This window comes from Azospirillum thiophilum (genome assembly GCF_001305595.1).
GTDB lineage: Bacteria > Pseudomonadota > Alphaproteobacteria > Azospirillales > Azospirillaceae > Azospirillum > Azospirillum thiophilum.
Window position 1 is genome coordinate 128493 of sequence record NZ_CP012404.1, and the last position, 22660, is coordinate 151152.

A 22660-nucleotide genomic window follows, 5' to 3' on the forward strand; every position below is an offset into this window, starting at 1 on the left:
CGGGAAGGCCGGTCCGGTTCTGGAAACAGTGAAGAGTTCGAAGCCTCATCGTCCTCCCCGCGCAGGCGGGGATCCAGGTCCGGGAAAAGACTGCGACAAACTGCGCGTCTGGGTCCCCGCCTTCGCGGGGATGGGGAAACCGATGAGGAACCGATCGCGAACCGATCACGGGCGGCGGCGGAACTGGCCGGCCGCGGGATATCCTGCCGCAAGGCAGGCGGGACATTCATGCCGCGAGGCACAGGTCCGGGGAGATGCTGCATCCAAGCCCGCCGCGGAGCGGGCGGGGTGGGGACCGGCCGAAGCCGGCCCCCGATCCGAGGGTTTCCGGGGAAACCCCCGGAAAACCTTAGATCTTGCCGACCAGGTCGAGCGACGGGGCGAGGGTCTTCTCGCCTTCCTGCCACTTGGCCGGGCAGACCTCGCCCGGGTGGGAGGCGACGTACTGGACGGCCTTGATCTTGCGCAGCAGCTCCTTGGCGTCGCGGCCGACGCCGCCGGCGGTGATCTCGACGATCTGGATCTTGCCGTCCGGGTCGACGACGAAGGTGCCGCGGTCGGCCAGGCCGACTTCCTCGATCAGGACCTCGAAGTTGCGGCTGATCGCCAGCGTCGGGTCGCCGATCATGGTGTAGCCGATCTTGCCGATGGCCGGCGAGGTGTCGTGCCAGGCCTTGTGGCAGAAGTGGGTGTCGGTGGAGACGCTGTAGATCTCGACGCCCAGCTTCTCGAATTCAGCGTAGTTGTCGGCCAGATCCTCAAGCTCCGTCGGGCAGACGAAGGTGAAGTCGGCCGGATAGAAGAACACGACCGACCACTTGCCCTTCAGGTCGGCGTCGGTCACGTCGATGAACTTGCCGTTCTTGTACGCGGTTGCCTTGAAGGGCTTAATCTCGCTGTTGATCAAGGACATAAGTGTTCTCCGATGGAGTGCGATGATTGGGTTCGCCCCATCCCCGGCCTTCGGCCGTGGCGTGTCCGACTTAGTGCGGCGCACCCTGTCGAACAAGGGGCCGCCTGAAGGTGGCCGGGGTGGGGCGGTGTTCCGTGTCCGGTTGACCCGAGGAGGAATACGGGAAATCTGTGATCAAGAGAAGTAGAAAATACCAATTGAATTGATCGATAAATCCGATTACATAACCGGGCATGAAACCGCTCCCCACCCTGCGCCAGCTCCGCTACCTCGTCGCCGTCGTCGACCGCTGCCATTTCGGGCAGGCGGCGGAAGCCTGTCTGGTCAGCCAGTCGACGCTGAGCGCCGGCATCCAGGAGCTGGAGGAGCTGCTGGGCGCCACGCTGCTGGAACGCACCCGCCGCTCGGTGCTGCCGACCCCGCTCGGCCGCGAGATCGCCGAGCGGGCGCGCCAGCTGCTGAAGGGGGCGGAGGAGCTGGTGGACATCACCCGCTCGGCCGCCGACCCGATGTCGGGCTCGCTGCATCTGGGGGTGATCCCGACCATCGGTCCCTTCCTGATCCCCCGCGTCATGCCGGCCCTGCGCGAGGCCTTCCCGCGCCTGCGGCTCTACCTGCGCGAGGACCAGACGGCGCGGCTGCTCGGCCAGCTGAACGCCGGCAAGCTGGACGCCGCACTGCTGGCGCTGCCCTATCCGATGGGCGACCTGGAGACCGAGGACATCGCCGAGGACCATTTCTCCTTCGTCTGCCCGACCGGCCACCGGCTGAGCGCCGGCGATCCGGCCCTGCCGGTCACGGTGCCGTCGGAGGATCTGCTGCTGCTGGAGGACGGCCACTGCCTGCGCGACCATGCCATGGCCGCCTGCGCGCTGGACGCCACCCCGCACAACACCGCCTTCCAGGGCACCAGCCTGCACACGCTGGTGCAGATGGTGGCGAACGGGCTGGGGGTGACGCTGCTGCCGCAGATGGCTGTCGATTCGGGCATCCTGCGCGGGTTGGACCTGTCGGTGCGGCCGCTGGCCGGGGGCAGCCCGGGCCGCCGGATCGCGCTCGCCTGGCGCCGCACCTCGGGCCGGAAGGAGACCTGCCAGCGACTGGCGGCGGCGCTGCGCCAGGAGATGACGGGGGCGGGGTAGAGGGCGCCATGCCGGAAGAGCCGTTTCCCCATCCCCGGCCGTGGCCTAGCATGTGGGGCATGCCGCATTGCCGAGGAAACGGCCTTGGACCAGGGCACCATCCCTGACGGGTTCCAGGATCGACCGCTCGCCGACCTGCTCGCCGCATTGGACACGACCTCCGCCGGGCTGAGCCGGGCCGAGGCGGATGGCCGCCGCCGGCGCTACGGCCCCAACCGGCCCTCGGCGCACCGCCGCCGGCCGCTGTGGCTGGAGTTCCTCGCCCGCTTCCTCAACCCGCTGGTGCTGATCCTGCTGTTCGCCAGCGGCCTGTCGGCGGCGACCGGCAACGTCGCCAGCTTCGTCATCGTCATCGCCATGGTGGTGCTCAGCGTCACCCTGGACTTCGTCCAGGAGATGCGGGCCGAGACCGCAGTCGAGGCGCTGCGCCGCACCGTCGCCGTGCGTGCGCAGGTCCGGCGCGACGGCGTCGAGGTTTCGGAACCGGTGGACCAGCTGGTTCCCGGCGACGTGGTCCGTCTGGCCGCCGGGGATCTGGTGCCGGCCGACTGCCGCCTGATCGAAGCCCGCGACCTGTTCGTCAACCAGGCCATGCTGACCGGCGAACCCTATCCGGTGGAAAAGCATGCCGACACCCCGGCGGCCCCGGCTCCGGCCGGGGATCGCGGCGAGGCGCCGGGCACCGTCCTCATGGGCACCTCGGTGATCAGCGGCAGCGCCATCGCCGTGGTCTGCCGCACCGGCGACGCCACGGCGTTCGGCCGGCTGAGCGGCACCCTGCAGGCGCCGCCGCCGACCACCGCCTTCGAGCTGGGCATCCGCCGGTTCGGCTTCCTCATCCTGCGGCTGACCATCTTCCTGGTGCTGTTCGTGCTGACGGTGAACGTGCTGTTCCACCGGCCCTGGCTCGACTCGCTGATGTTCGCCCTGGCGCTGGCGGTCGGGCTGACGCCGGAGCTGCTGCCGATGATCGTCACCGTCACGCTGGCGCGCGGCGCGATGCGGCTGGCCGAGCGCCGGGTCATCGTCAAGCGGCTGGCCGCCATGCACAACATCGGCGCCATGGACGTGCTGTGCACCGACAAGACCGGGACGCTGACCGAAGCGGCGATCCACATGGTCCGCCACCTGGATGCCCGCGGCGGGGAGAGCGACCGGGTCTTCCGGCTGGCCTACCTCAACAGCCGTTTCGAGAGCGGCATCAAGAGCCCGCTGGACGAGGCGATCCTCGCCTTCCGCAGCCTGGACCTGTCCGGCTGGCGCAAGATCGACGAGGTGCCGTTCGATTTCGAGCGGCGGCGCGTCTCCGTCCTCGTCACCGATGGCGCCGAACGGCTGCTGGTGGTCAAGGGCGCGCCGGAGGACGTGCTGCGCCAGTCCACCCACTACGAAGGAGAGGGGGGTGTCGAGCTGCCGCTCGACCCGGCGGCGCGGGCGCGGCTGGGCGCCCAGTTCGAGGCGCTGGGCGAGGACGGCTTCCGGGTGCTCGCGATCGCCTCCAGGGCGATGGGGCCGGAGCATGTCTCCGCCGCGCTGGGGGACGAGAGCGAGCTGTCCTTCGCCGGCTACGCCGTCTTCCTCGACCCGCCCAAGGCGAGCGCCATGGCGGCGATCCGCGCCCTGACCGGGGCCGGGGTGGCGGTGCGCATCCTGACCGGCGACAACGAGCGGGTGACCCGCCATGTCTGCGCCGAGCTCGGCCTGCCCGTCACCGGGCTGATCACCGGGGACGAGCTGCAGGCGATGGGCGAGGAGGCGTTGCGCGCCCGCCTCGCCGACGTCAACGTGTTCTGCCGGGTGACGCCGGCGCAGAAGGAGCGCGTGCTGCTGGCCTGCAAGCGGTCCGGCCGGGTGGTCGGCTACCTCGGCGACGGGATCAACGACGCCTCGGCCATCCATGCCGCCGACGTCGGCATCTCGGTCGACAGCGCCGCCGACGTCGCCAAGGAGGCGGCCGGCATCATCCTGCTCGACCAGGATCTGTCGGTGGTGCACGAGGCGGTGATGGAAGGGCGCCGGACGGTGCAGAACGTCACCAAATACATCCTGATGGGCAGCAGCTCCAACTTCGGCAACATGTTCAGCATGGCCGGGGCCTCGCTGTTCCTGCCCTTCCTGCCGATGCTGCCGACCCAGGTGCTGCTCAACAACCTGCTGTACGACGCGTCGGAGGCCGGGGTTCCGCTCGACGAGGTCGAGGCCGAGGCGCTCGCCCGGCCGGTGCAGTGGGACCTGCGGCTGATCCAGCGCTTCATGCTGGTGCTGGGGCCGGTCAGCTCGCTGTTCGACTTCCTGACCTTCTACGCCCTGCTCCACCTGTTCGACGCCGGCGAGGCGCTGTTCCAGACCGGATGGTTCGTGGAGAGCCTCGCCACCCAGGTGCTGGTCATCTTCGTCATCCGCACCCGCCGCAGCCCGTGGAGCAGCCGGCCCAATCCGGTCCTCGCCGCGCTGACGCTGGGAGCAGCCGCCATCGGCGCGCTGCTGCCGCTGACGCCGCTCGCCCCCTTCTTCGGTTTCGTGGCGCCGCCGCCGTCCTTCTATCTGTTCCTGGCGGCGGCCGTCGTCACCTATCTGGCCCTGGTGGAGACGGTGAAGCGGGTGTTCTTCCGCCACATCGCGCCGCGGCCGGACGCCGGACGGCGGGCCCTGCGCCATTGACCGCCTCGCCGCCGGAAAGAATCGCTTGGTCCGGCCGGGGCGAGATGGTTTAAACGGAGCGGTTTTTTCCGCAGTCCACCCCGTTTCCGGGACACCCTGATCATGCCTCCCGCCATGCCCCCCGCCGGGTCTTCCGCCGTGACCGACACCGCCCTCCTGTTCGACCGCGTCGCCATCGTCGGCATCGGTCTGATCGGCTCCTCGCTGGCGCGGGCGCTGACGGAGTATGGCATCGCCCGCAAGGTCGTCTGCGCCGACCGCAGCGCGGATGCCTGCGCCAAGGCGCTGGAGCTGGGCATCGTGGCCGAGGCGACCACCGATCTGGCGGCGGCGCTGGCCGGGGCGGATCTCGTGGTGCTGGCGACCCCGGTCGGCAGCTTCGCCGCGGTGGGCGAGGCCATCGGGCCGCTGCTGAAAAAGGGGACCATCGTCACCGACGTCGGCTCGGTCAAGCAGGCGACTCTGCGCGACATCGGGCCGCACCTGCCGGACGGCGTCCACCTGATCCCCGGCCATCCGGTGGCCGGCACCGAGCATTCGGGGCCGGAGGCCGGGTTCGCCAGCCTGTTCCAGGGCCGCTGGTGCATCCTGACCCCGCCGCCCGGCGCCGACCGCCACGCGCTGGAGCGGGTGACGGAGATGTGGCGCCGCGCCGGCTCCACCGTCGAGATCATGGATGCCAACCACCATGACCGGGTGCTGGCCATCACCTCCCACCTGCCGCACCTGATCGCCTACACCATCGTCGGCACCGCATCCGACCTGGAGGAGGACACCAAGTCCGAGGTCATCAAGTTCTCGGCCGGCGGCTTCCGCGACTTCACCCGCATCGCCGCCAGCGATCCGGTGATGTGGCGCGACGTGTTTCTCAACAACCGCGAGGCGGTGCTGGAGATCCTGCAGCGCTTCACCGAGGATCTGACCGCGCTCCAGCGCGCCATCCGCTGGGGCGAGGGCGAGCAGCTGCAGGACCATTTCACCAAGACCCGCGCGATCCGGCGGGGGATCATCGACGCCAAGCAGGCGTGAGGGAGGTGGGGGTGAAAGTTGGGCTGCGTTAGACCCCCACCCTGACCCTCCCCCGCTGGGCGGGGGAGGGGATAAGTGCTTGATCAGAAAAGCGGCGGCAGTCCCTCCCCCGCAGGCGGACCATAGGTCCGCCGAGAGCGGGGGAGGACAGGTGGGGGTCCAACCCCTACGATGCCCGCAGCGCCGACAGGAAGCCGTCCACCTCCTGCCGCATGCGGCCGGCATCGGCGGTGACGGTGCCGACCGAGCGCACCATCACGCCGCTCGCCTGTTCGGCCGATGCGGCGGCGGCGGTGACGGCGGCGATGTTGTCGGAAACGGCGCGGGTGCCGTCGGCGGCGTCCTGGATGTTGGCGGCGATCTCGCCCACCGCGGCGGTCTGCTGCTCCACCGCCGCGGCGACCTCGGCGGCGATCTCGTTCAGCCGGGCGATGGTGCGGGTGACGGCGCCGATGCTGTCGACCGCGGTGCCGGACGCGGCCTGGATCTCGGAGATGCGCGCCTGGATCTCGCCGGTCGCCTTGGCGGTCTGTCCGGCGAGCTGCTTGACCTCCGACGCGACGACGGCAAAGCCCTTCCCCGCTTCACCCGCCCGGGCGGCCTCGATGGTGGCGTTCAGCGCCAGCAGGTTGGTCTGGCCGGCGATGCCGGAAATCATGTCGACGACCTTGCCGATCTCGGCCGCCGCCGCGGCCAGGCTGCCCATGACCGACGTGCTGCGCTCGGCGTCGCGGGTGGCGTCGGCGGCGATGCCGGCGGTCGAGGCGACCAGCCCGGCGATGCCGCCGAAGCTGGCCGACAGTTCGGCGGTGGCTGCGGCGACGCTGTCGACGTTGGTCGAGGCGCGGCCGGCGGCGGACGATACCGCGTCGGAGTGGCTCGCCGTCTCGCCCGCGCCTTGCGCCATGGCGGTGGAGGCGGCGGCCATCTCGGTGGTGGAGGCGGCCAGCGCCTCGACCAGCCGCTTCACCGTCGCCTCGAAACCGTCGGCATGCCGGCGCAGCTCCTGGCGGCGCTCCTCGGCGGCGGCGGCCTTCAGCCGTTCCTGTTCCTGCTGGAGCCGCTCCGCGTCGAGCATGCCGTCGCGGAACACGCGGGCGGCCCTGGCCATCCGGCCGATCTCGTCGCGGCGGCCCTCTTCGGAGCCGAAATCGGCGGAGAAATCACGGGCGGCCAGCCGTTCCAGCGCGGTGGCGACGTCGAGGATCGGGCGGGAGATGCCGCGCACCAGCGCCGCGCCGAAGCCGAGCGCCAGCAGGGTGCAGAGCGTCACCCCGCCCAGCACCATGGCGTGGGCGCTGCGGTAGACCTCCGCCCCCTGGTCGGCGACCGCGCCGGCATCGACCATCGTGCCGTCGACCAGCGCGTCCAGCGCCTCCTGCACGCGGGTGAAGGCGACGGCGCTCGGGCGTTTGAAGACGCTGACGGCCGACTGGGCGTTGCCGTCGCGGGCGAGGCCGCGCACCCGCCCGGCCGCGGACGCATAGGCGGTCCACGCCTCGTCGAAGGCGGCGAGCCGTGCCGCCCCCTCGCCGCCGCTGAAGCGGGTGCCGGCGGCCTCGCGCCGGGTCGTGACCTCCGCCGCCGCCTCGGTCCAGCCCTTTTCCGCCTGGTTGACCTGCATCTCGTTGGTGGCGAGCGCATAGGCCGCCTCGGCGATGCGGTGGCCCTGCGCCGCGGCGGCGAGCTGGCCGGCCAGCTGGGTCGCCGGCAGCGAGCGGCTGCGCATGGTCTCGGCGGCATTGTTTAGTATTTCAAGCCGGCTCAGCGTGAACAGGCCGAAGGCGCCGGCCATGACCACGGTGCCCAGCACCGCAGAGATGATCTTGGTCCGGATGGTGAGGCGCCCGAATGCACGAATTCCAGCCATTTTGCCCATCCTTCCACCAATCCGCCGACAACAGGACGCCTTGGCCGACAGAATTGTTCGACACTCAACGTTACTAATATGAATGTTTAAAATAATCAACGCGGAAGATGAGTGATTTCCTGCAGGATCCGGCATTGGTCACAGGCGCCAAAACGAAACGGCCGCCGCACCCGAGGGTGCGGCGGCCGTTTCGGGGCCGGCTGAGGATGGAGGTCAGGCGGCCTTGCGAACCGAACCCAGCTCGGAGAACAGCTTGACGACGGCTTCGACGAACTCGTTCAGCTGGTCCTGGCCCAGCGCCGAGACCGTGACGTCGTCGACGACCAGCGCGTCCTCGCTGATCCGGCCGCCGGCGGCGGTCAGGTCGGCGCGGTAGGCCTCCGGGGCGGCCAGCAAACGGCCGCGCAGCTTGCCGGGGATCGCCAGCAGCTGGATGCCCTGGTCGATGGCGGCGATCGGCTTGCCGGCATCGAGGAAATGGCCGACGATGCGGCGGGTGTGGGCCGACTGCTGCAGCTTCGCCACGCTGCGCTCACCGCCCGGCAGCAGCAGCATGTCGAAGTCGGCGCCCAGCGCCTCGCTCAGATGCTTGTCCACCGGGAAGTAATGGCCCCAGGATTTGCCGTGCCAGCCGTTGACCAGACCCGTCTCGGTGGAGATGGTGCGCAGCGTCGCCCCGGTCTTGATCAGGGCGCGTTGCGGCTCGGTCATCTCCGCTTCTTCGAAGCCGTTGGAGACGAGGATGGCGATCGACTTTCCTGCGAGCGTATGATCCATACTGTCATGTCCTTTCATCGTTTCACCAAGGACGCCGGAACATCTCCGATGCGAGCATCTCCACGAGAGGAGATTCTGCCGGGGGGAGAACCCGCCGGGGCAGAGGCGGTTTGGAAACGGCCATCGCCGCGCAACAGGGATGCGCGGCAGCCGGTTCCGCCCGCCGGTGGCCCGAGGTCGGGTGCCGGCGTGTGGGACCTTTACGTCCCGGATCGGTTTGTTTTCAGCATGCGGACTTAATTGGTCCCGATGAGGCCCCAAGTCAACAAGGGATTCCGCGGCGCACCCAAGGCTGTCGCGGGCCGCAGCCGGCCGCAACCACCGGGGGACGGTGGTATCCACGGTGATTTTCCAGCCCCGTTCAAGACTTTCGGCCAAGCCGGGCGGCACCACGGGTTGATGCCGCGCAAGGCTGCCATACCATGGGGGCGTGGCTGCGTCGACGGATTATTCCCAAAGAACCGGCTGCCCTGCCGGGCGGGGGAAAATCGGCCCGATGGCCGGGCAAAAAAAAGCGGCCGGGGGGAAGGCCCCCGGCCGTCGGCAAGTCAAAGCATCAGCCGTTCGAAAAGATCCGGCTCGCACACCGGATCACGGACCAATCCCCTTGATCGGAACCTGCGATCAATGGAACTGGTCAGCCTCGGTGCTGTCCTTGTACGCGGTGGTCGAGGAGGTGCCGCCGGAGATCGCCGTGGCGACCGCGTCGAAGTAGCCGGTGCCGACTTCGCGCTGGTGCTTGGTGGCGGTGTAGCCGTCCTTCTCGGCCGCGAACTCGGCCTGCTGCAGTTCGGAATAGGCGGCCATGCCGCGCTCGGCGTAGCCCTTGGCGAGCGTGAAGGCCGAGTAGTTCAGGCTGTGGAAGCCGGCCAGCGTGACGAACTGGAACTTGTAGCCCATCGCGCCCAGCTCGCGCTGGTACTTGGCGATGGTGGCGTCGTCCAGGTTGGCCTTCCAGTTGAAGGAGGGCGAGCAGTTGTAGGCCAGCATCTTGCCCGGGAACTGCTTGTGCACGGCCTCGGCGAAGCGGCGTGCCTCGTCCAGGTTCGGCTTGGAGGTCTCCCACCACATCAGGTCCGAATATGGCGCATAGGACAGGCCGCGGGCGATGCAATGCTCGACACCCAGGCCCTTCTTCAGGCGGTAGAAGCCCTCGGTGGTGCGGCCGCTGTCGAAGTCGATGAAGGGATGGTCGCGCTCGTCGATGTCCGAGGTGATGAGCTGCGCCGATTCGGCATCGGTGCGGGCGATCACCAGGGTCGAGGTGCCGCAGACGTCGGCGGCCAGACGGGCGGCGTTCAGCGTGCGGATGTGCTGCTGGGTCGGGATCAGCACCTTGCCGCCGAGATGGCCGCACTTCTTTTCAGAAGCGAGCTGGTCTTCCCAGTGGACGCCGGCGGCGCCGGCCTTGATCATCGCCTTCATCAGCTCGAAGGCGTTCAGCGGGCCGCCGAAGCCGGCCTCGGCGTCGGCGATGATCGGCGCGAACCAGTAGGTGTCGCCCTTGCCCTCGGAGGTCTGGATCTCGTCGGCGCGCTTGAAGGTGTTGTTGATGCGCTCGACCACCGCCGGGACCGAGTTGACCGGATACAGGCTCTGGTCCGGGTACATCTGGCCCGCGGTGTTGGCGTCGCCGGCGACCTGCCAGCCCGACAGGTAGATCGCCTTCAGGCCGGCCTTGACCGCCTGCATCGCCTGGTTGCCGGTCAGCGCGCCCAGCGTGTTGATGTAGGGCTCGGTGTTCAGCAGCTCCCACAGGCGGCGCGCACCCAGCTCGGCCAGCGTGTACTCGATCTTGACCGAGCCGCTCAGACGCTTGACGTCGTCCATGGTGAAGTCGCGGCGGATGCCCTCGTAACGGGCGGCGTGGATGGCGGTCTTGGTCTTTTCGTCGAGCGACATGGGTCAGGTTCCTTTTGTCCGGTGCGCCCGGTCGATCGGGGCGGAACTGGGGTCTCGGGGCGGGCCTTTTGTCGGTCCCCCGCGGCCTGGATGCAGCGGCGTTTCCTCCCGCCGTCTTCTGCTGCCTCTGGCCGTCTTCGGGGCCGCTTGCGCTTTACAGCGCGGCCGTGGACCAAGAGTTAAACCGGGCCCGAGTGCGTTGCAATAAGCCCTTGTTTGTAAAAAGGTCCGTTTGTAAACTGCCGTTTCACAAAGCCTGTAAATCGGTAAATCTTGTAAAGCCGAAATCGGGGCGGGGGCCAGGAGGGCCGGCGGTGGCGACCATGGAAAAGAAGGCGATGCTGGGTCCGAAGGTGCGCCGCCTGCGCCGCGACCGCGGGCTGACCCAGGCGCAGATGGCCGAGCAGCTGGCCATCTCCCCCAGCTACCTGAACCTGATCGAGCACAACCAGCGCCCGGTCACCGTACCGCTGCTGCTGAAGCTGGGCCAGCAGTTCGGCGTCGACCTCCAGGCCTTCGCCGAGGATGAGGAAAGCCGGCTGGTGGCGGGGCTGCGCGAGGTGTTCGCCGACCCGCTGTTCGCCGGCTCCGACATCAAGAACCAGGATTTCCGCGAGCTGGCGGCGGTGGCGCCGACGCTGGGGCAGGCGGTGGTGGCGCTCTACCGCGGCTTCCGCGGCGCGCGCGACGACCTCCAGGCGCTGGCGGAGCGGGTGGCCGACCGCGAGAAGCTGCATCTGGTGCAGAACACCGGCTTCCCGCAGGACGAGGTGCGCGACCTGTTCCAGGCCCACTCCAACCATTTCCCCGAGCTGGAGGCGGCGGCCGAGGCGCTGTGGCAGGACGGCAGGCTGGAGCGCGGCGACCTCTACCGCGGGCTGGCCGACTGGCTGAACACCCAGCACAGCGTCCGCGTCCGCCTGCTGCCGTCGGAGGTGATGGGCTATGCCGTGCGCCGTTTCGACCGCCACAGCCGGCGCATCCTGCTGTCGGAGATGCTGGCGCCGTCGGGCCGCACCTTCCAGCTCGCCTGCCAGATCGCGCTGCTGCGCCACCGCGACCTGCTGAACGGCATCGTCGACGCCGCCGCCCTGTCGGGGGACGAGGCGCGGCGGCTGGCCCGCATCGGGCTGGCCAATTACTTCGCCGCGGCGGTGCTGATGCCCTATGCCCGCTTCCACGAGGCGGCGACCCAGCTCCGCTACGACATCGAGATCCTGCGGCGGCGCTTCGACGCCTCCTTCGAGCAGGTCTGCCACCGGCTGACCACGCTGCACCGGCCGGGGGCCAAGGGCGTGCCCTTCTTCTTCATGCGGGTCGACAGCGCCGGCAACGTGTCGAAGCGCTTTTCCGGCGGCGGCTTCCATCTGGCGCGCTTCGGCGGCGGCTGCCCGCGCTGGATCGTCTACGAGGCGTTCCGCACGCCGGGCAAGATCCACAGCCAGGTGGCGGAGATGCCGGACGGCACCGCCTATTTCTCCATCGCCCGCACGGTGGTGAAGGCCGGCGGCGGCCACCGCAGCCCGCCCCAGCAATTCGCCGTCGCGCTTGGCTGCGACGTCCAGCATGCGGCGCAAGTCACCTATGCGGACGGTTTCGACCTGTCCAACACCGAGGCGGCGACGCCGATCGGGGTGAATTGCCGGCTCTGCCCGCGGCTGGACTGTTCGCAGCGGGCGTTCCCGCCGCTGAATCATCGGCTTATCGTCGACGAGAACCTGCGCGGCCTCTCCCCCTACCTGTTCGCCCCGCCCAGTGCCGAATAGGCGGCGGATTGACCGGGATCAATGTTGTACGGCAAAGACTGTGTTGTTTGCCGGAAAGCCCGTCAAATGACTGGTATAAACCCATGGCCTTCGGCCGGCTTTGTTGATAGGGTCCGGCCGTTGCGTCGCGGCAGCTCCGCTTGTCACCCGTGCATCGGCCACCTGAACGCAGCGTCCCGGACATCGGCATTTAACGCCGCCAAGATCGACTTGGCACTGCAGGTTTTGGAACGCCCCCATGAGCAACTTGATCAAAGAACGCGTGCTGACCGTTCACCACTGGACCGACACGCTGTTCAGCTTCACCACCACGCGCGATCCGTCCTTCCGCTTCCTGCCGGGGCAGTTCACCATGATCGGGCTGGAGGTCAACGGCCGGCCCCTGCTGCGCGCCTACAGCCTGGTCAGCGCCCATTACGAGGAGACGCTGGAGTTCTTCAGCATCAAGGTGCAGGACGGCCCGCTGACCTCGCGCCTGCAGCACCTGAAGGAAGGCGACACGCTGCTGGTGAACCGCAAGGCGACCGGCACGCTGATCACCGACAACCTGCTTCCCGGGCGGAACCTGTATCTGCTGAGCACCGGCACCGGCCTGGCGCCGTTCCTCAGCATCATCAAGGACCCGGAGATGTACGAGAAGTTCGACCGGGTGATCCTGACCCACGGCACCCGCACGGTGGCCGAGCTGGCCTATGACGAGCTGATCCACAACGCCCTGCCGGAGAACGAGTTCTTCGGCGAGCAGGTGAAGGAGAAGCTGCTGTACTACCCGACCGTGACGCGCGAGCCCTTCCGCAACCAGGGCCGGCTGACCACGCTGATGGAGACCGGCCAGCTGTACAGCGACCTGGGCCTGCCGGAGCTCGATGCCGAGAAGGACCGGGTGATGATCTGCGGCAGCCCGGCCATGCTGGCCGAGACCACCGCAATGATGGAGCGCCGCGGCTTCTTCATGGGCACCAACGGCGAGCCGGGCGGCTTCGTCATCGAGAAGGCGTTCGTCGAGCGGTGAGGGTGGAGGGGGGTGTCGGCTGACGATGCCCCCTCCCTGACCCTCCCCCGCTTTGCGGGAGAGGGAACTCCGCTGCACCTTCGCAAAAATCCTGCCCCCTCTCCCGCGATCGGACCGGCCTTCGGCCGGCCGAGAGCGGGGGAGGGATGGGGAGGGGGCACGCGGGCGTCCACATAATGTCACGGCCCTTTCCGGAATAATCCCCGCTTCCGCACGTTTACCGCTCTGTGACGAAGGCACGTCACTCAATCCTTGACCGACTGGCGGGCGCGCCTCCTTTGGGGGGCGCGCCCATTTTCATGGCGGGGCCGGTGAATAAAAACGCCGTCCGGCCTGTTGGTGCGACCGTCGCCGTTCAAACCGCCGAGCCTTTGGTGTAGACATCCCGCCCATGCGCCCGATCCTCATCCTTGCCGCGATCCTCGTCGCCGGCCTCGCGAATCTCGCCGTCTGGTCCCTGCCGAACCGGCCGGTGCCGCTCGATCCGCCGCCGGGCGGCAAGCTGCGCAGCGTGTCCTTCGCCCCCTTCCGCGACGGCCAGAGCCCGCTGACCCAGGTCTTCCCGACCACCGCCCAGATCGAGGAGGATCTGGCGGCGCTGGCGCCGCAGGTCGCCGGTGTGCGCACCTACACCTCGCTGGAAGGCTTGCAGGTGGTGCCGGAACTGGCGCGCAAGCATGGCATCCAGGTCACCATGGGGGCGTGGCTGTCCTCCAAGACCGAGAAGAACGAGGCGGAGATCGCCTCGCTGATCGACCTCGCCAACCGCTATCCCGACGTCATCACCCGCGTCATCGTCGGCAACGAGGTGCTGCTGCGGCGCGAGCTGACGCCGGAGCAGGTCACCGGCTACATCGACCGGGTCAAGGCGGCGGTGAAACAGCCGGTGTCCTATGCCGACGTGTGGGAGTGGTGGCTGAAATACCCGCAGATCGCGGATCACGTCGACTACCTGACCATCCATCTGCTGCCCTATTGGGAGGATGTGCCGGCCGGCGTCGAGGGCGCGACCGAGCGCATCCGCCACAGCTACCGCATCATCGCCCAGCGCTTTCCCGGCAAACCGATCCTGGTCGGCGAGACCGGCTGGCCGACCGCGGGGCGGTCGCGCGGCGCCGCGGTGCCCGGGCTGGTCAACAAGGCTACCTTCGTCAACGCCTTCGTCCGCATGGCCGAGCAGGAGGGCTTCGACTACAACGTCATCGAGGCCTTCGACCAGGAATGGAAGGCCAAGCTCGAGGGCACCGTCGGCGGCCATTGGGGCCTCTACAATGCCGACCGCTCGCCGAAATTCTCGCTGGCTGGGCCGGTGGTCGGCAATGTGGCGTGGCCCTGGCTGTTCGCGGTCTCCAGCGGGCTGGCGCTGGTGCTGCTGGGCGGGCTGGCGCTGTTGCGCCGCCACCTGCCGGGCACCGGCTGGGCCGTGCTGATCCTGCTGGCCCAGGCGCTGTCCACTCTTTATGTCCGCGCCGCCTTCGTCGCCGCCCACGGCAAGCATTACTGGCAGGACACGACGCTGGCCATCGCCATGCTGGCGCTGACCGCGGCGCTGGCGCTGGCGGTGCTGCTGACCGCCCATCGCACGCTGGCGAGCGGCGGTCTGGCGCGCGAGCCGCTGGTCGGCCTGCGCCACGCCCGCCCTGCCCTGACCCGCACCGAGCGGGTGGGGCGGTGGAGCGCCGTGGCGCTGGGCGCGGTGGCGCTGGTCTGGTCGCTGCTGATCGTCTATGACGGCCGTTACCGCGACTTCCCCAACCCCTACCTGCTGATCCCGGCGCTGGCCCTGCCGGCGCTTGGGCTGGTCCGCGCCGCCCGCCGGCCGGTGGGGACCGGGGTCCGAGATGCGCTCGGCATCGCCGGCCTGTTCCGCCCGGCGGTGCCCGCCGCCGCCACCGACGACGATGGCGGGCCGCGCGGCCTGTGCGGCGCCGTCCGCCGCCTGCCGGTCGAAGCGGCGCTGGCCTTCGGCCTGCTGCTGGCCGCGCTGCTGACCGTGCTTGCCGAAGGCTTCGTGCCGCTCGAATCGCTGATCTACGGCCAGCTGCCCTTCATGGAGGCCCTGCACGAGGTCGATTGGAGCCGCCCGAACTGGGAGGCGCTGGGCTGGGCCGGCCTGCAGGTCCTGCTGGCGCTGCCCTTCCTGGCCGGGCTGTGGAGTGCCCGGCGACCACTGCGGCGGATTTGATCGCACTCCCCAGTTGCATGGGGCGGGCTGCTGTGGATTGATGGGCGGGTCTTTGCCGAACTGGAGACCCGCCCGATGTCGCCCGAACTGTGGCTCGCCTTTGCCGCCGCCTCCGCCGTCATGCTGATGATCCCCGGCCCGACGGTGCTGATCGTCGTTTCCTACGCGCTGGGCCATGGCCGGCGCTCGGCCATGGCGACGGTGGCCGGGGTGGCGCTCGGCGACTTCACCGCCATGACCGCCTCGATGCTTGGGCTGGGCGTGCTGCTGTCGACCTCGGCGGCGCTGTTCACCCTGCTGAAATGGGCGGGGGCGGCCTATCTGGTCTATCTCGGCCTCAAGCTGTGGCGGGCGCCGGTCGGGACCGGCGAGGCGGTGGCCGACGATCAGCCGGTGCGGCCCTGGCGCATGATGCTGCACACCTACGCCGTCACCGCGCTGAACCCGAAGAGCATCGTCTTCTTCGTCGCCTTCCTGCCGCAGTTCCTCGACACCGGCCGGCCGCTGGCTGGGCAGATGGTGGTGATGGAGGCGACCTTCCTGGTGCTGGCGACGCTGAACGCCGCCGGCTATGCCCTGCTGGCCTCGGCGGCACGCCGCGCGGTGCGGACGCCGTCGGTGCAGCGCACCGTCAACCGGGTCGGCGGGTCGCTGCTGATGGGCGCCGGCCTGCTGACCGTCGCCTGGAAACGGACGGCGTGACGCGAGGCTTTTGCGTGCCGGGGGGGCATACCAGTACCGGAAAGTTCCGACCTTTGGTCGGCACTTTCCGGCCCCTCAGACGCCGGGCGGCCCACGTCCGCGGGCCTTGGCTTCGCGGGCATGGGCCCGCGCGGCCGCCGTCGCGGCCGATACCAGGGTCAGAAGCCAGAACTTTCTGACCCTGGTATCAGACCCCCAGCACGTTCCGCATGGTATAGAGGCCCGGCGTCTTGTCCTGGGCCCACAGGGCGGCGCGGACGGCGCCCTTGGCGTAGATCTGGCGGCCGGACGCCTTGTGGGTCAGCTCGATCCGCTCGCCGTCGCCGGCGAACATCACGGTGTGGTCGCCGATCACGTCGCCGCCGCGCAGTGTGGCGAAGCCGATCTCGCCGGCCGGGCGGGCGCCGGTGTGGCCGTCGCGGACCTTCTGCCAGACATCCTCCAGCGCGACGCCGCGCCCGGCTGCCGCCGCCCGGCCGAGGCCGAGCGCGGTGCCCGAGGGCGCATCCACCTTGCGGCGGTGGTGCATCTCCAGGATGTCGATGTCGAAATCGTCGCCCAGCGTGTGGGCCACCTGTTCGACCAGCGCCAGCAGCAGGTTGACGCCGAGCGACATGTTCGGCGACTGGACGATGGCGGTGTGGGTGGCGGCGGTGGCGACGGCCGCCTGCTGCGACGGGTTCAGGCCGGTGGTGCCGACGACCAGCACGGTTTCCGACTGGGCGGCGAGCGCAGCATGGAGTTCGGTCGCGTCGGGGCTGGTGAAGTCGATCACCGCGTCCGACTGGGCGAACAGCGCGACCGGATCGTCGATGGCGGCGACGCCCAGCGGGTCGATGCCGGCCAGCAGGCCCAGATCCTTGCCCAGCGCCGGGCCGCCCGTCCGTTCGGTCCCGCCGGCCAGCGTGCAGCCCGCGGTGGCCGCGATCTCGCGCACCAGCATCTGCCCCATGCGCCCCGCGCAGCCGACGATACCGATCTTCATGACGCACATCCCTTGTTCGAGCATCCGGAACCGGGCTTCCCCGCTGCCAGCGGTTTAGCACAGGCTCCGCCCCGGCTTAAGCGCCAAGGCAGCCGCGCAGCGATGCGGCGAGGTTGCGCAGCAGGGTGGGGTAGAGCGCCACGCCCTCCGCCAGATCGGCCCCTTCGGGGTCGAGCACGCCGGTCTTGGCCTTGGTGCCCTCGACCACGGTCTGGACCAGCGCCGGCTCGAACTGCGGCTCGGCGAAGACGCAGGCGGCGCCCAGCCCGCCGATCTTGGCGCGGATCGCCGACAGCCGCTTGGCTGAAGGACGGCGGTCCGGGCTGACGGTGATCGAGCCAACCGCCGACAGGTCGTAGCGCGCCTCGAAATACTGGTAGGCGTCGTGGAAGACGACGAAGGGCTTGTCCTTCAGCGGCGCCAGCGTCGCCTTCAACTCGGCGTCCAGCGCGTCGAGCGCCTGGAGCGTGCGGTCGGCGTTGGTGCGGTAGGCCTCGGCATCGGCGGGATCGCGGGCGGCGAGCGCCTCCGCCGTCGCGACGACGATGGCGCGGGCATTGGCGGGATCGAGCCAGATGTGGCTGTTCAGCTCCTCATGCTCGTCACCGTGGTCATGGTCCTTGTGGTCATGCGCCTTGTGGTCGTGGCCCTTATGGTCGTGGCTCTCATGGCCATGGTCGTGGGCCTCCCACGCCCCGCCCTCGCGGCTTTCCAGCAGGGTCAGCCCCTTCAGCTCCATCAGGGTCAGCAGCCTGGCCTTCGGGGCGTTGGCCTTCAGCGGCTTTTCCAGGAAACTTTCCAGCTCCGGCCCGACCCAGACGACGAGGTCCGCGGCCGACAGCGCCTTGGCGTCCGATGGCTTCATCGCGTAGCTGTGCGGCGAGGCGCCGCCGCGCACCAGCAGCGCCGGTTCGCCGACGCCCTGCATGACCGCGGCGACCAGCGAATGGATCGGCTTGATCGACACCACCACTTTCGGCGCATCGGCCAATGCCGGCAGCGCCGGGGAGACGAACAGGGCGGACAGGAGGGCGGCGGACAGCGCGTTGAGGCGCATGGGAGGGATCCTCTCGACTTGCTGGACAGGCTGCTGGATTTCAGCGCATAGGGAAGCCATGCTCAACTGGTGTCACGTTATAACGTAACATGTCAATATCCAGCCCGCAGCGCGATAAATCCGACCAGCTCGACAGCGACCTGTTTGCCGGCCCGCTCGCCTGGACCGAGGACCTGACCGTCCGCTTCGGCCGCCGCACCGTGCTGGACCGCGTCAACGTCGCCGTCCAGCCGGGGGAGGTGGTGACGCTGATCGGTCCCAACGGCGCCGGCAAGACGACGCTGGTGCGCGCGGTGCTGGGGCTGGTGGCGCCCGGCGGCGGGCGGGTGCTGCGGCGTCCGGGGCTGCGCGTCGGCTACATGCCGCAGAAGCTGGCGGTGGACCAGACGCTGCCGCTGACCGTGCGCCGGTTCCTGGCGCTGTGGCGGCCGGTGACCGCCGAGCGGGTGGAGGCGGCGCTGGAGGAGGCCGGGGTGGCGCGGCTCGCCGATTCGGCCGTGCAGACCATCTCCGGCGGCGAGATGCAGCGGGTGCTGCTGGCCCGCGCCCTGCTGGGCGAGCCTGACCTGCTGGTGCTGGACGAGCCGGACCAGGCGGTCGACGTCCATGGGCAGGCCGAGCTGTTCCACCGCATCGCCCAGGTGCGGCAGCGCCGCGGCTGCGGCGTCCTGCTGGTCAGCCACGACCTGCACACGGTGATGGCGCGCACCGACCGGGTGATTTGCCTGAACGGGCATGTCTGCTGTTCCGGCCGGCCGGAGGATGTCAGCCGGCATCCGGAATACCATGCCCTGTTCGGCGGCCATGCCGCCGATCTCGCTGTCTACCTGCACCACCACGACCACGCCCATGCCGAGGACGGCAAGGTCGTGCATGACCATGACGGGGGCTGCTGCCATGGATGATTTCGTGGTTCGCGCGCTGCTGGCCGGCGGCGGCATCGCCCTGCTGGCCGGGCCGCTTGGCTCCTTCGTGGTGTGGCGGCGGATGGCCTATTTCGGCGACACGCTGGCCCATTCGGCCCTGCTGGGGGTGACGCTGGGCTTCCTGCTGGGCGTCAACCCGATGGTGGGGGTGATGGCGGTGTGCGTGGCGCTGGCCTTGGCACTGGTCGCCCTGCAGCGGCGGCGCACGCTCGCGGCCGACACGCTGCTGGGGATCCTGTCGCACGGGTCGCTGTCGCTGGGGCTGGTGACGCTGGCCTTCCTGGAGACGCTGCGCATCGACCTGATGGCCTATCTGTTCGGCGACATCCTGTCGGTGACCGGCAGCGACCTGATGGCGATCTATGGCGGCGGGGCGGTGGCGCTGGGTGGGCTGGCGCTGTTGTGGCGCCGGCTGCTGGCGGTGACGGTCGACGAGGATCTGGCGCGGGTGGAGGGCATGCCGGTCGACGCCCTGCGGCTGGCCTTCATGCTGCTGATCGCGCTGGTGATCGCCATCGCCATGAAGATCGTCGGCATCCTGCTGATCACGTCGTTGCTGATCATTCCGGCGGCGGCGGCCCGCCGCTTCGCCCGCACGCCGGAAACGATGGCGGCGCTGGCTTCGGTCATCGGCGTGGCGGCGGTCGTGGCCGGGCTGCTGGCCTCGCTGAACTGGGATTTGCCGGCCGGGCCGAGCGTGGTGGTGGCCGCGGCGGCGCTGTTCCTGCTGGGATCGCTGGTGCCCTTGCGGCGCTGACGGCGCCGCTTGCAATCAGGAAAAGAATAAATCCGTATGAATTTCCCGTTTTCGGGCGTTTCCGCCTGCGCCATAGTGCGCGGGCGGACGCGATGGCGGGAGGGCCGCCATCGCCGCCGCACGAACGGAGGGTTTGAGGATGGAACGCTTCCTCACTCTCCTGATCCTGGTGCTGGAGATCGTCAAGCGGCTGCTTGACCTTCTGATGCACTAAGATCGGGCGGGCGGACCGGGGAATTGCAGTCCCCGGCCCGCCTACCCCCGATATTGGTGCCGCACCCCGCCGCTGTCAACGGGCCGGGAAAAAACACTCACTCATCGATGTTGCGGGCCAGAACCTCGCGTTTGCCGGAGTGGTTGGGCTTGCTGACCACCCCTTCGGTCTCCATCCGCTCGATCAGGCGGGCGGCGGAGTTGTAGCCGATGCGCAGCTGGCGCTGGATGAAGCTGGTCGACGCCTTGCGCTCGCGGCAGACCACCGCCACCGCCTTGTCGTAGAGGTCGTCGCCCGAGCCGCCGCCGGAGCCCGGCAGGCCGCCGTCGTCGACGGACTCGCCGCCCTCCTCGTCCTCCAGGATGGCGTCGACATAGTTGGGCTCGCCCTGCGCCTTGAGGAAGCGGACGATCTGCTCGACCTCGTGGTCGGAGACGAAGGGGCCGTGGACGCGGGTGATGCGGCCGCCGCCGGCCATGTAGAGCATGTCGCCCTGGCCGAGAAGCTGTTCGGCGCCCTGTTCGCCCAGGATGGTGCGGCTGTCGATCTTCGACGTCACCTGGAAGCTGATGCGGGTCGGGAAGTTGGCCTTGATGGTGCCGGTGATGACGTCGACCGAGGGACGTTGCGTCGCCATGATCAGGTGGATGCCGGCGGCGCGCGCCATCTGGGCGAGGCGCTGGATCGCCGCCTCGATGTCCTTGCCGGCCACCAGCATCAGGTCGGCCATCTCGTCGACGATGACGACGATGTAGGGCAGCTCGGTGAGGTCGAGCGGCTGTTCCTCGAACAGCGGCTTGCCGGTGTCGGGGTCGAAGCCGGTCTGGACGCGGCGGGTCAGCGATTCGCCGCCCTCGCGCGCCTCGCGCAGGCGGGCGTTGTAGCCCTCGATGTTGCGCACCCCCAGCTTGGACATGTTGCGGTAGCGGTCCTCCATCTCCCGCACCGTCCATTTCAGCGCGACCACCGCCTTCTTGGGGTCGGTGACGACGGGGGTCAGCAGATGGGGGATGCCCTCGTAGACCGACAGTTCCAGCATCTTGGGGTCGATCATGATGAAGCGGCAGCGCTCCGGCGGCAGCCGGTAGAGCAGCGACAGGATCATGGTGTTGATCGCCACCGACTTGCCCGAGCCGGTGGTGCCGGCGACCAGCAGATGGGGGAAGCGGGCGAGGTCGGCGACCACCGGCTGGCCGCCGATGTCCTTGCCGAGCGCCAGCGCCAGCTTGCCGCCATGCTTGTCGAAGCCGTCCGCCGCCATCAGCTCGCGCAGCAGCACGGTCTCGCGCTTTGCGTTCGGCAGCTCGATGCCGATGACGTTGCGGCCGGGCACCACGGCGACGCGGACCGACACCGCGCTCATCGAGCGGGCGATGTCGTCGGCCAGGCCGATGACGCGCGAGGATTTGGTGCCGGGCGCCGGCTCCAGCTCGTACAGGGTGACGACCGGGCCGGGATGGACCTTCTGGATCTCGCCGCGCACGCCGAAATCGCCGAGCACCCCTTCGAGCTGGCCGGCGTTGCGTTGCAGCGCCGTCTCGTCGAGCTGTTCGCCGCGGATGCCGGCGGGCGGTACCTGCAGCAGGTCGAGCGGCGGCAGCTCGTAGCCCGGCGGGCCGTCCTCCTCGCCCAGCGGCAGCCGAGGCTGGCGCGGGTCGGTCCTTGCGGCCTCGCGTTCGGACGCGGTGGATTTCGGCGGGGCGATGACCGGGATCGGGCGCAGCGGCCGGTTGTCGGTGCCCTGCCCGGCGGAGGCCGGGCCGGCCGACGGAGGGGGCGACGGGGGTGGACTTGCATCGAGGCCGGCGGGGGGGAGCGGGTCGACGCGCACGGCATCGTCGAAGCGGGGCCGGTCGCGCTTGGGGGCGCCGTCGCCGCGCAGCGCGTCGTCCACGGCGATCGAGGCGGTCTGCACCGCGGCCTGCGCCGCGTTGCGCCCATGGCGGTGCAGGGCGTCGATGCCGTTGCGGGTTCCCTGGCGGATCAGGCGGACGCCGTTCACGCTGCCGCGGCCGAGCGCGCGGAAGCTGGCGATCCATTCGCCGATCGACAGGCCGGCGGCCAGGAACAGCACCAGCCCGGCACCGACCGCGGCGGCGGTCGCCACCATCGGTTCCGCCCCGAACAGGTTGCCGACGCCGCGCAGCAGGACCTGGCCGATGCTGCCGCCGGGCAGCGGGGCCAGCGGGTCGGTCGAGGCGTCGGTCAGGCCGGCCAGCGCCATCGATCCCAGGATCACGCCCCACAGCGCCAGCACGGTGCGGAACAGCGGGTTGCCCAGCCGGCGCTGCGCCCCCAGGCGCCAGCCCCAGAACATCGGCACCAGCGCGATGACGAAGGAGGCCCAGCCCAGCGACTGGATCAGCAGGTCGGCGACATAGGCGCCGGGGGTGCCGAACAGATTGTGCGTGCCCCCCGATGCGGCGGGGACCGAGTTCAGCGAAGCGTCCTGCGGGTCGTAGCTGCCCAGCAGCACCATCAGCAGCAGGCCGAACAGCCCCAGCACGAACCCCATCGCCTCGCGGGCGCGGGCGACGACGAAGGCGCGCATGGCCGGGGAGAAGAAGGGGGGCTTCTCCGCCCGGCCGCGGCCGGCGCGCAGGCGGTCCCGACCCGGATCCTTGCCCGTCTCCTTACCAGCCTCCTTGCCGCCGTCGCGGGACCCGCCCTTGCGTGGGCCGGCGGCGGTCCGCCCCAGGCTGGGCCGGGGGCGCGCGGAGGAAGGGCCGGCGGGTCGGGCCATGGGACGGAACCTCGTGCTG

16 protein-coding genes are annotated in these 22660 nt (G+C 69.6%); 9 read left to right on the forward strand and 7 right to left on the reverse strand.

Annotated features, from left to right (window positions below; translation table 11 throughout):
* Positions 1-349: 349 nt before the first annotated feature.
* Positions 350-913, reverse strand: a complete 564-nt coding sequence (gene ahpC / locus AL072_RS23480; RefSeq protein WP_045583688.1) for an alkyl hydroperoxide reductase subunit C — start codon at positions 911-913, stop codon at positions 350-352.
* A gap of 233 nt (positions 914-1146) precedes the next feature.
* Here ahpC and AL072_RS23485 point away from each other — a divergent pair, with 233 nt between their 5' ends.
* The 3 genes from AL072_RS23485 (at position 1147) to AL072_RS23495 (ending at position 5745) form a co-directional block, all read left to right on the forward strand.
* The gene (locus AL072_RS23485) at positions 1147-2055 is read left to right on the forward strand and encodes a hydrogen peroxide-inducible genes activator (protein WP_045583687.1); all 909 of its coding nucleotides are present in this window, start codon (positions 1147-1149) and stop codon (positions 2053-2055) included.
* Positions 2056-2139: 84 nt separating this feature from the next.
* Entirely contained in the window at positions 2140-4716 is a 2577-nt protein-coding gene (mgtA, locus tag AL072_RS23490) for a magnesium-translocating P-type ATPase (RefSeq protein WP_052710174.1), read from the forward strand.
* A 102-nt stretch (positions 4717-4818) separates the two neighbouring features.
* Entirely contained in the window at positions 4819-5745 is a 927-nt protein-coding gene (locus AL072_RS23495; RefSeq protein WP_245636994.1) for a prephenate/arogenate dehydrogenase family protein, read from the forward strand.
* A 166-nt stretch (positions 5746-5911) separates the two neighbouring features.
* Here the strand turns inward: AL072_RS23495 and AL072_RS23500 are convergent, their stop codons facing one another.
* The 3 genes from AL072_RS23500 to aceA all read right to left on the reverse strand — a co-directional run bounded on the left by AL072_RS23500 (position 5912) and on the right by aceA (position 10294).
* Positions 5912-7615: a methyl-accepting chemotaxis protein gene (locus tag AL072_RS23500; protein ID WP_045583685.1), complete on the reverse strand. Its 1704-nt coding sequence runs from the start codon at positions 7613-7615 to the stop codon at positions 5912-5914.
* A gap of 213 nt (positions 7616-7828) precedes the next feature.
* The gene (locus AL072_RS23505) at positions 7829-8392 is read right to left on the reverse strand and encodes a DJ-1/PfpI family protein (protein WP_045583684.1); all 564 of its coding nucleotides are present in this window, start codon (positions 8390-8392) and stop codon (positions 7829-7831) included.
* Between the two features lie 624 nt (positions 8393-9016).
* Entirely contained in the window at positions 9017-10294 is a 1278-nt protein-coding gene (gene aceA, locus AL072_RS23510) for an isocitrate lyase (RefSeq protein WP_045583683.1), read from the reverse strand.
* Between the two features lie 323 nt (positions 10295-10617).
* On the opposite strand from aceA, the gene AL072_RS23515 reads away from it, so the two are divergent.
* The 4 genes from AL072_RS23515 to AL072_RS23530 all read left to right on the forward strand — a co-directional run bounded on the left by AL072_RS23515 (position 10618) and on the right by AL072_RS23530 (position 15959).
* Positions 10618-12060, forward strand: coding sequence for a helix-turn-helix domain-containing protein (locus tag AL072_RS23515; RefSeq protein ID WP_045583682.1), 1443 nt, complete (start codon positions 10618-10620; stop codon positions 12058-12060).
* 238 nt (positions 12061-12298) lie between these two features.
* A complete protein-coding gene (locus AL072_RS23520; protein ID WP_045583681.1) occupies positions 12299-13072 on the forward strand; it encodes a ferredoxin--NADP reductase in 774 nt (257 codons plus the stop codon).
* 391 nt (positions 13073-13463) lie between these two features.
* Positions 13464-15257, forward strand: coding sequence for a glycoside hydrolase family 17 protein (locus tag AL072_RS23525; RefSeq protein WP_045583680.1), 1794 nt, complete (start codon positions 13464-13466; stop codon positions 15255-15257).
* 75 nt (positions 15258-15332) lie between these two features.
* Positions 15333-15959: a LysE family translocator gene (locus AL072_RS23530; RefSeq protein WP_045583679.1), complete on the forward strand. Its 627-nt coding sequence runs from the start codon at positions 15333-15335 to the stop codon at positions 15957-15959.
* A gap of 187 nt (positions 15960-16146) precedes the next feature.
* Here AL072_RS23530 and dapB read toward each other — a convergent pair whose 3' ends face one another.
* Positions 16147-16944, reverse strand: coding sequence for a 4-hydroxy-tetrahydrodipicolinate reductase (dapB, locus tag AL072_RS23535; protein ID WP_045583981.1), 798 nt, complete (start codon positions 16942-16944; stop codon positions 16147-16149).
* 76 nt (positions 16945-17020) lie between these two features.
* The gene (znuA, locus tag AL072_RS23540) at positions 17021-18001 is read right to left on the reverse strand and encodes a zinc ABC transporter substrate-binding protein ZnuA (protein WP_045583678.1); all 981 of its coding nucleotides are present in this window, start codon (positions 17999-18001) and stop codon (positions 17021-17023) included.
* Positions 18002-18090: 89 nt separating this feature from the next.
* Here znuA and znuC point away from each other — a divergent pair, with 89 nt between their 5' ends.
* Both znuC and znuB read left to right on the forward strand, forming a co-directional pair.
* Entirely contained in the window at positions 18091-18906 is an 816-nt protein-coding gene (gene znuC / locus AL072_RS23545; RefSeq protein ID WP_200909924.1) for a zinc ABC transporter ATP-binding protein ZnuC, read from the forward strand.
* Positions 18899-19684 carry a zinc ABC transporter permease subunit ZnuB gene (znuB, locus tag AL072_RS23550; protein WP_045583677.1) on the forward strand — a complete coding sequence of 262 codons (786 nt, stop codon included), beginning with the start codon at positions 18899-18901 and terminating at the stop codon, positions 19682-19684. The genes znuC and znuB overlap by 8 nt, the downstream gene beginning before the upstream one ends.
* A 311-nt stretch (positions 19685-19995) precedes the next feature.
* On the opposite strand, the gene AL072_RS23555 is transcribed toward znuB, so the two are convergent.
* A complete protein-coding gene (locus tag AL072_RS23555; protein ID WP_245636995.1) occupies positions 19996-22641 on the reverse strand; it encodes a DNA translocase FtsK in 2646 nt (881 codons plus the stop codon).
* Between the last annotated feature and the right edge of the window lie 19 nt (positions 22642-22660).

What these genes read in the sequence shown, in the direction of transcription:
- ahpC (WP_045583688.1), bottom strand. Translation starts at nt 913, where the DNA reads ATGTCCTTGATCAACAGCGAGATTAAGCCCTTCAAGGCAACCGCGTAC.
- AL072_RS23485 (WP_045583687.1), top strand. Translation starts at nt 1,147, where the DNA reads ATGAAACCGCTCCCCACCCTGCGCCAGCTCCGCTACCTCGTCGCCGTC.
- AL072_RS23495 (WP_245636994.1), top strand. Translation starts at nt 4,819, where the DNA reads ATGCCTCCCGCCATGCCCCCCGCCGGGTCTTCCGCCGTGACCGACACC.
- AL072_RS23500 (WP_045583685.1), bottom strand. Translation starts at nt 7,615, where the DNA reads ATGGCTGGAATTCGTGCATTCGGGCGCCTCACCATCCGGACCAAGATC.
- AL072_RS23505 (WP_045583684.1), bottom strand. Translation starts at nt 8,392, where the DNA reads ATGGATCATACGCTCGCAGGAAAGTCGATCGCCATCCTCGTCTCCAAC.
- aceA (WP_045583683.1), bottom strand. Translation starts at nt 10,294, where the DNA reads ATGTCGCTCGACGAAAAGACCAAGACCGCCATCCACGCCGCCCGTTAC.
- AL072_RS23515 (WP_045583682.1), top strand. Translation starts at nt 10,618, where the DNA reads ATGGAAAAGAAGGCGATGCTGGGTCCGAAGGTGCGCCGCCTGCGCCGC.
- AL072_RS23520 (WP_045583681.1), top strand. Translation starts at nt 12,299, where the DNA reads ATGAGCAACTTGATCAAAGAACGCGTGCTGACCGTTCACCACTGGACC.
- AL072_RS23525 (WP_045583680.1), top strand. Translation starts at nt 13,464, where the DNA reads ATGCGCCCGATCCTCATCCTTGCCGCGATCCTCGTCGCCGGCCTCGCG.
- AL072_RS23530 (WP_045583679.1), top strand. Translation starts at nt 15,333, where the DNA reads ATGTCGCCCGAACTGTGGCTCGCCTTTGCCGCCGCCTCCGCCGTCATG.
- dapB (WP_045583981.1), bottom strand. Translation starts at nt 16,944, where the DNA reads ATGAAGATCGGTATCGTCGGCTGCGCGGGGCGCATGGGGCAGATGCTG.
- znuA (WP_045583678.1), bottom strand. Translation starts at nt 18,001, where the DNA reads ATGCGCCTCAACGCGCTGTCCGCCGCCCTCCTGTCCGCCCTGTTCGTC.
- znuC (WP_200909924.1), top strand. Translation starts at nt 18,091, where the DNA reads ATGTCAATATCCAGCCCGCAGCGCGATAAATCCGACCAGCTCGACAGC.
- znuB (WP_045583677.1), top strand. Translation starts at nt 18,899, where the DNA reads ATGGATGATTTCGTGGTTCGCGCGCTGCTGGCCGGCGGCGGCATCGCC.
- AL072_RS23555 (WP_245636995.1), bottom strand. Translation starts at nt 22,641, where the DNA reads ATGGCCCGACCCGCCGGCCCTTCCTCCGCGCGCCCCCGGCCCAGCCTG.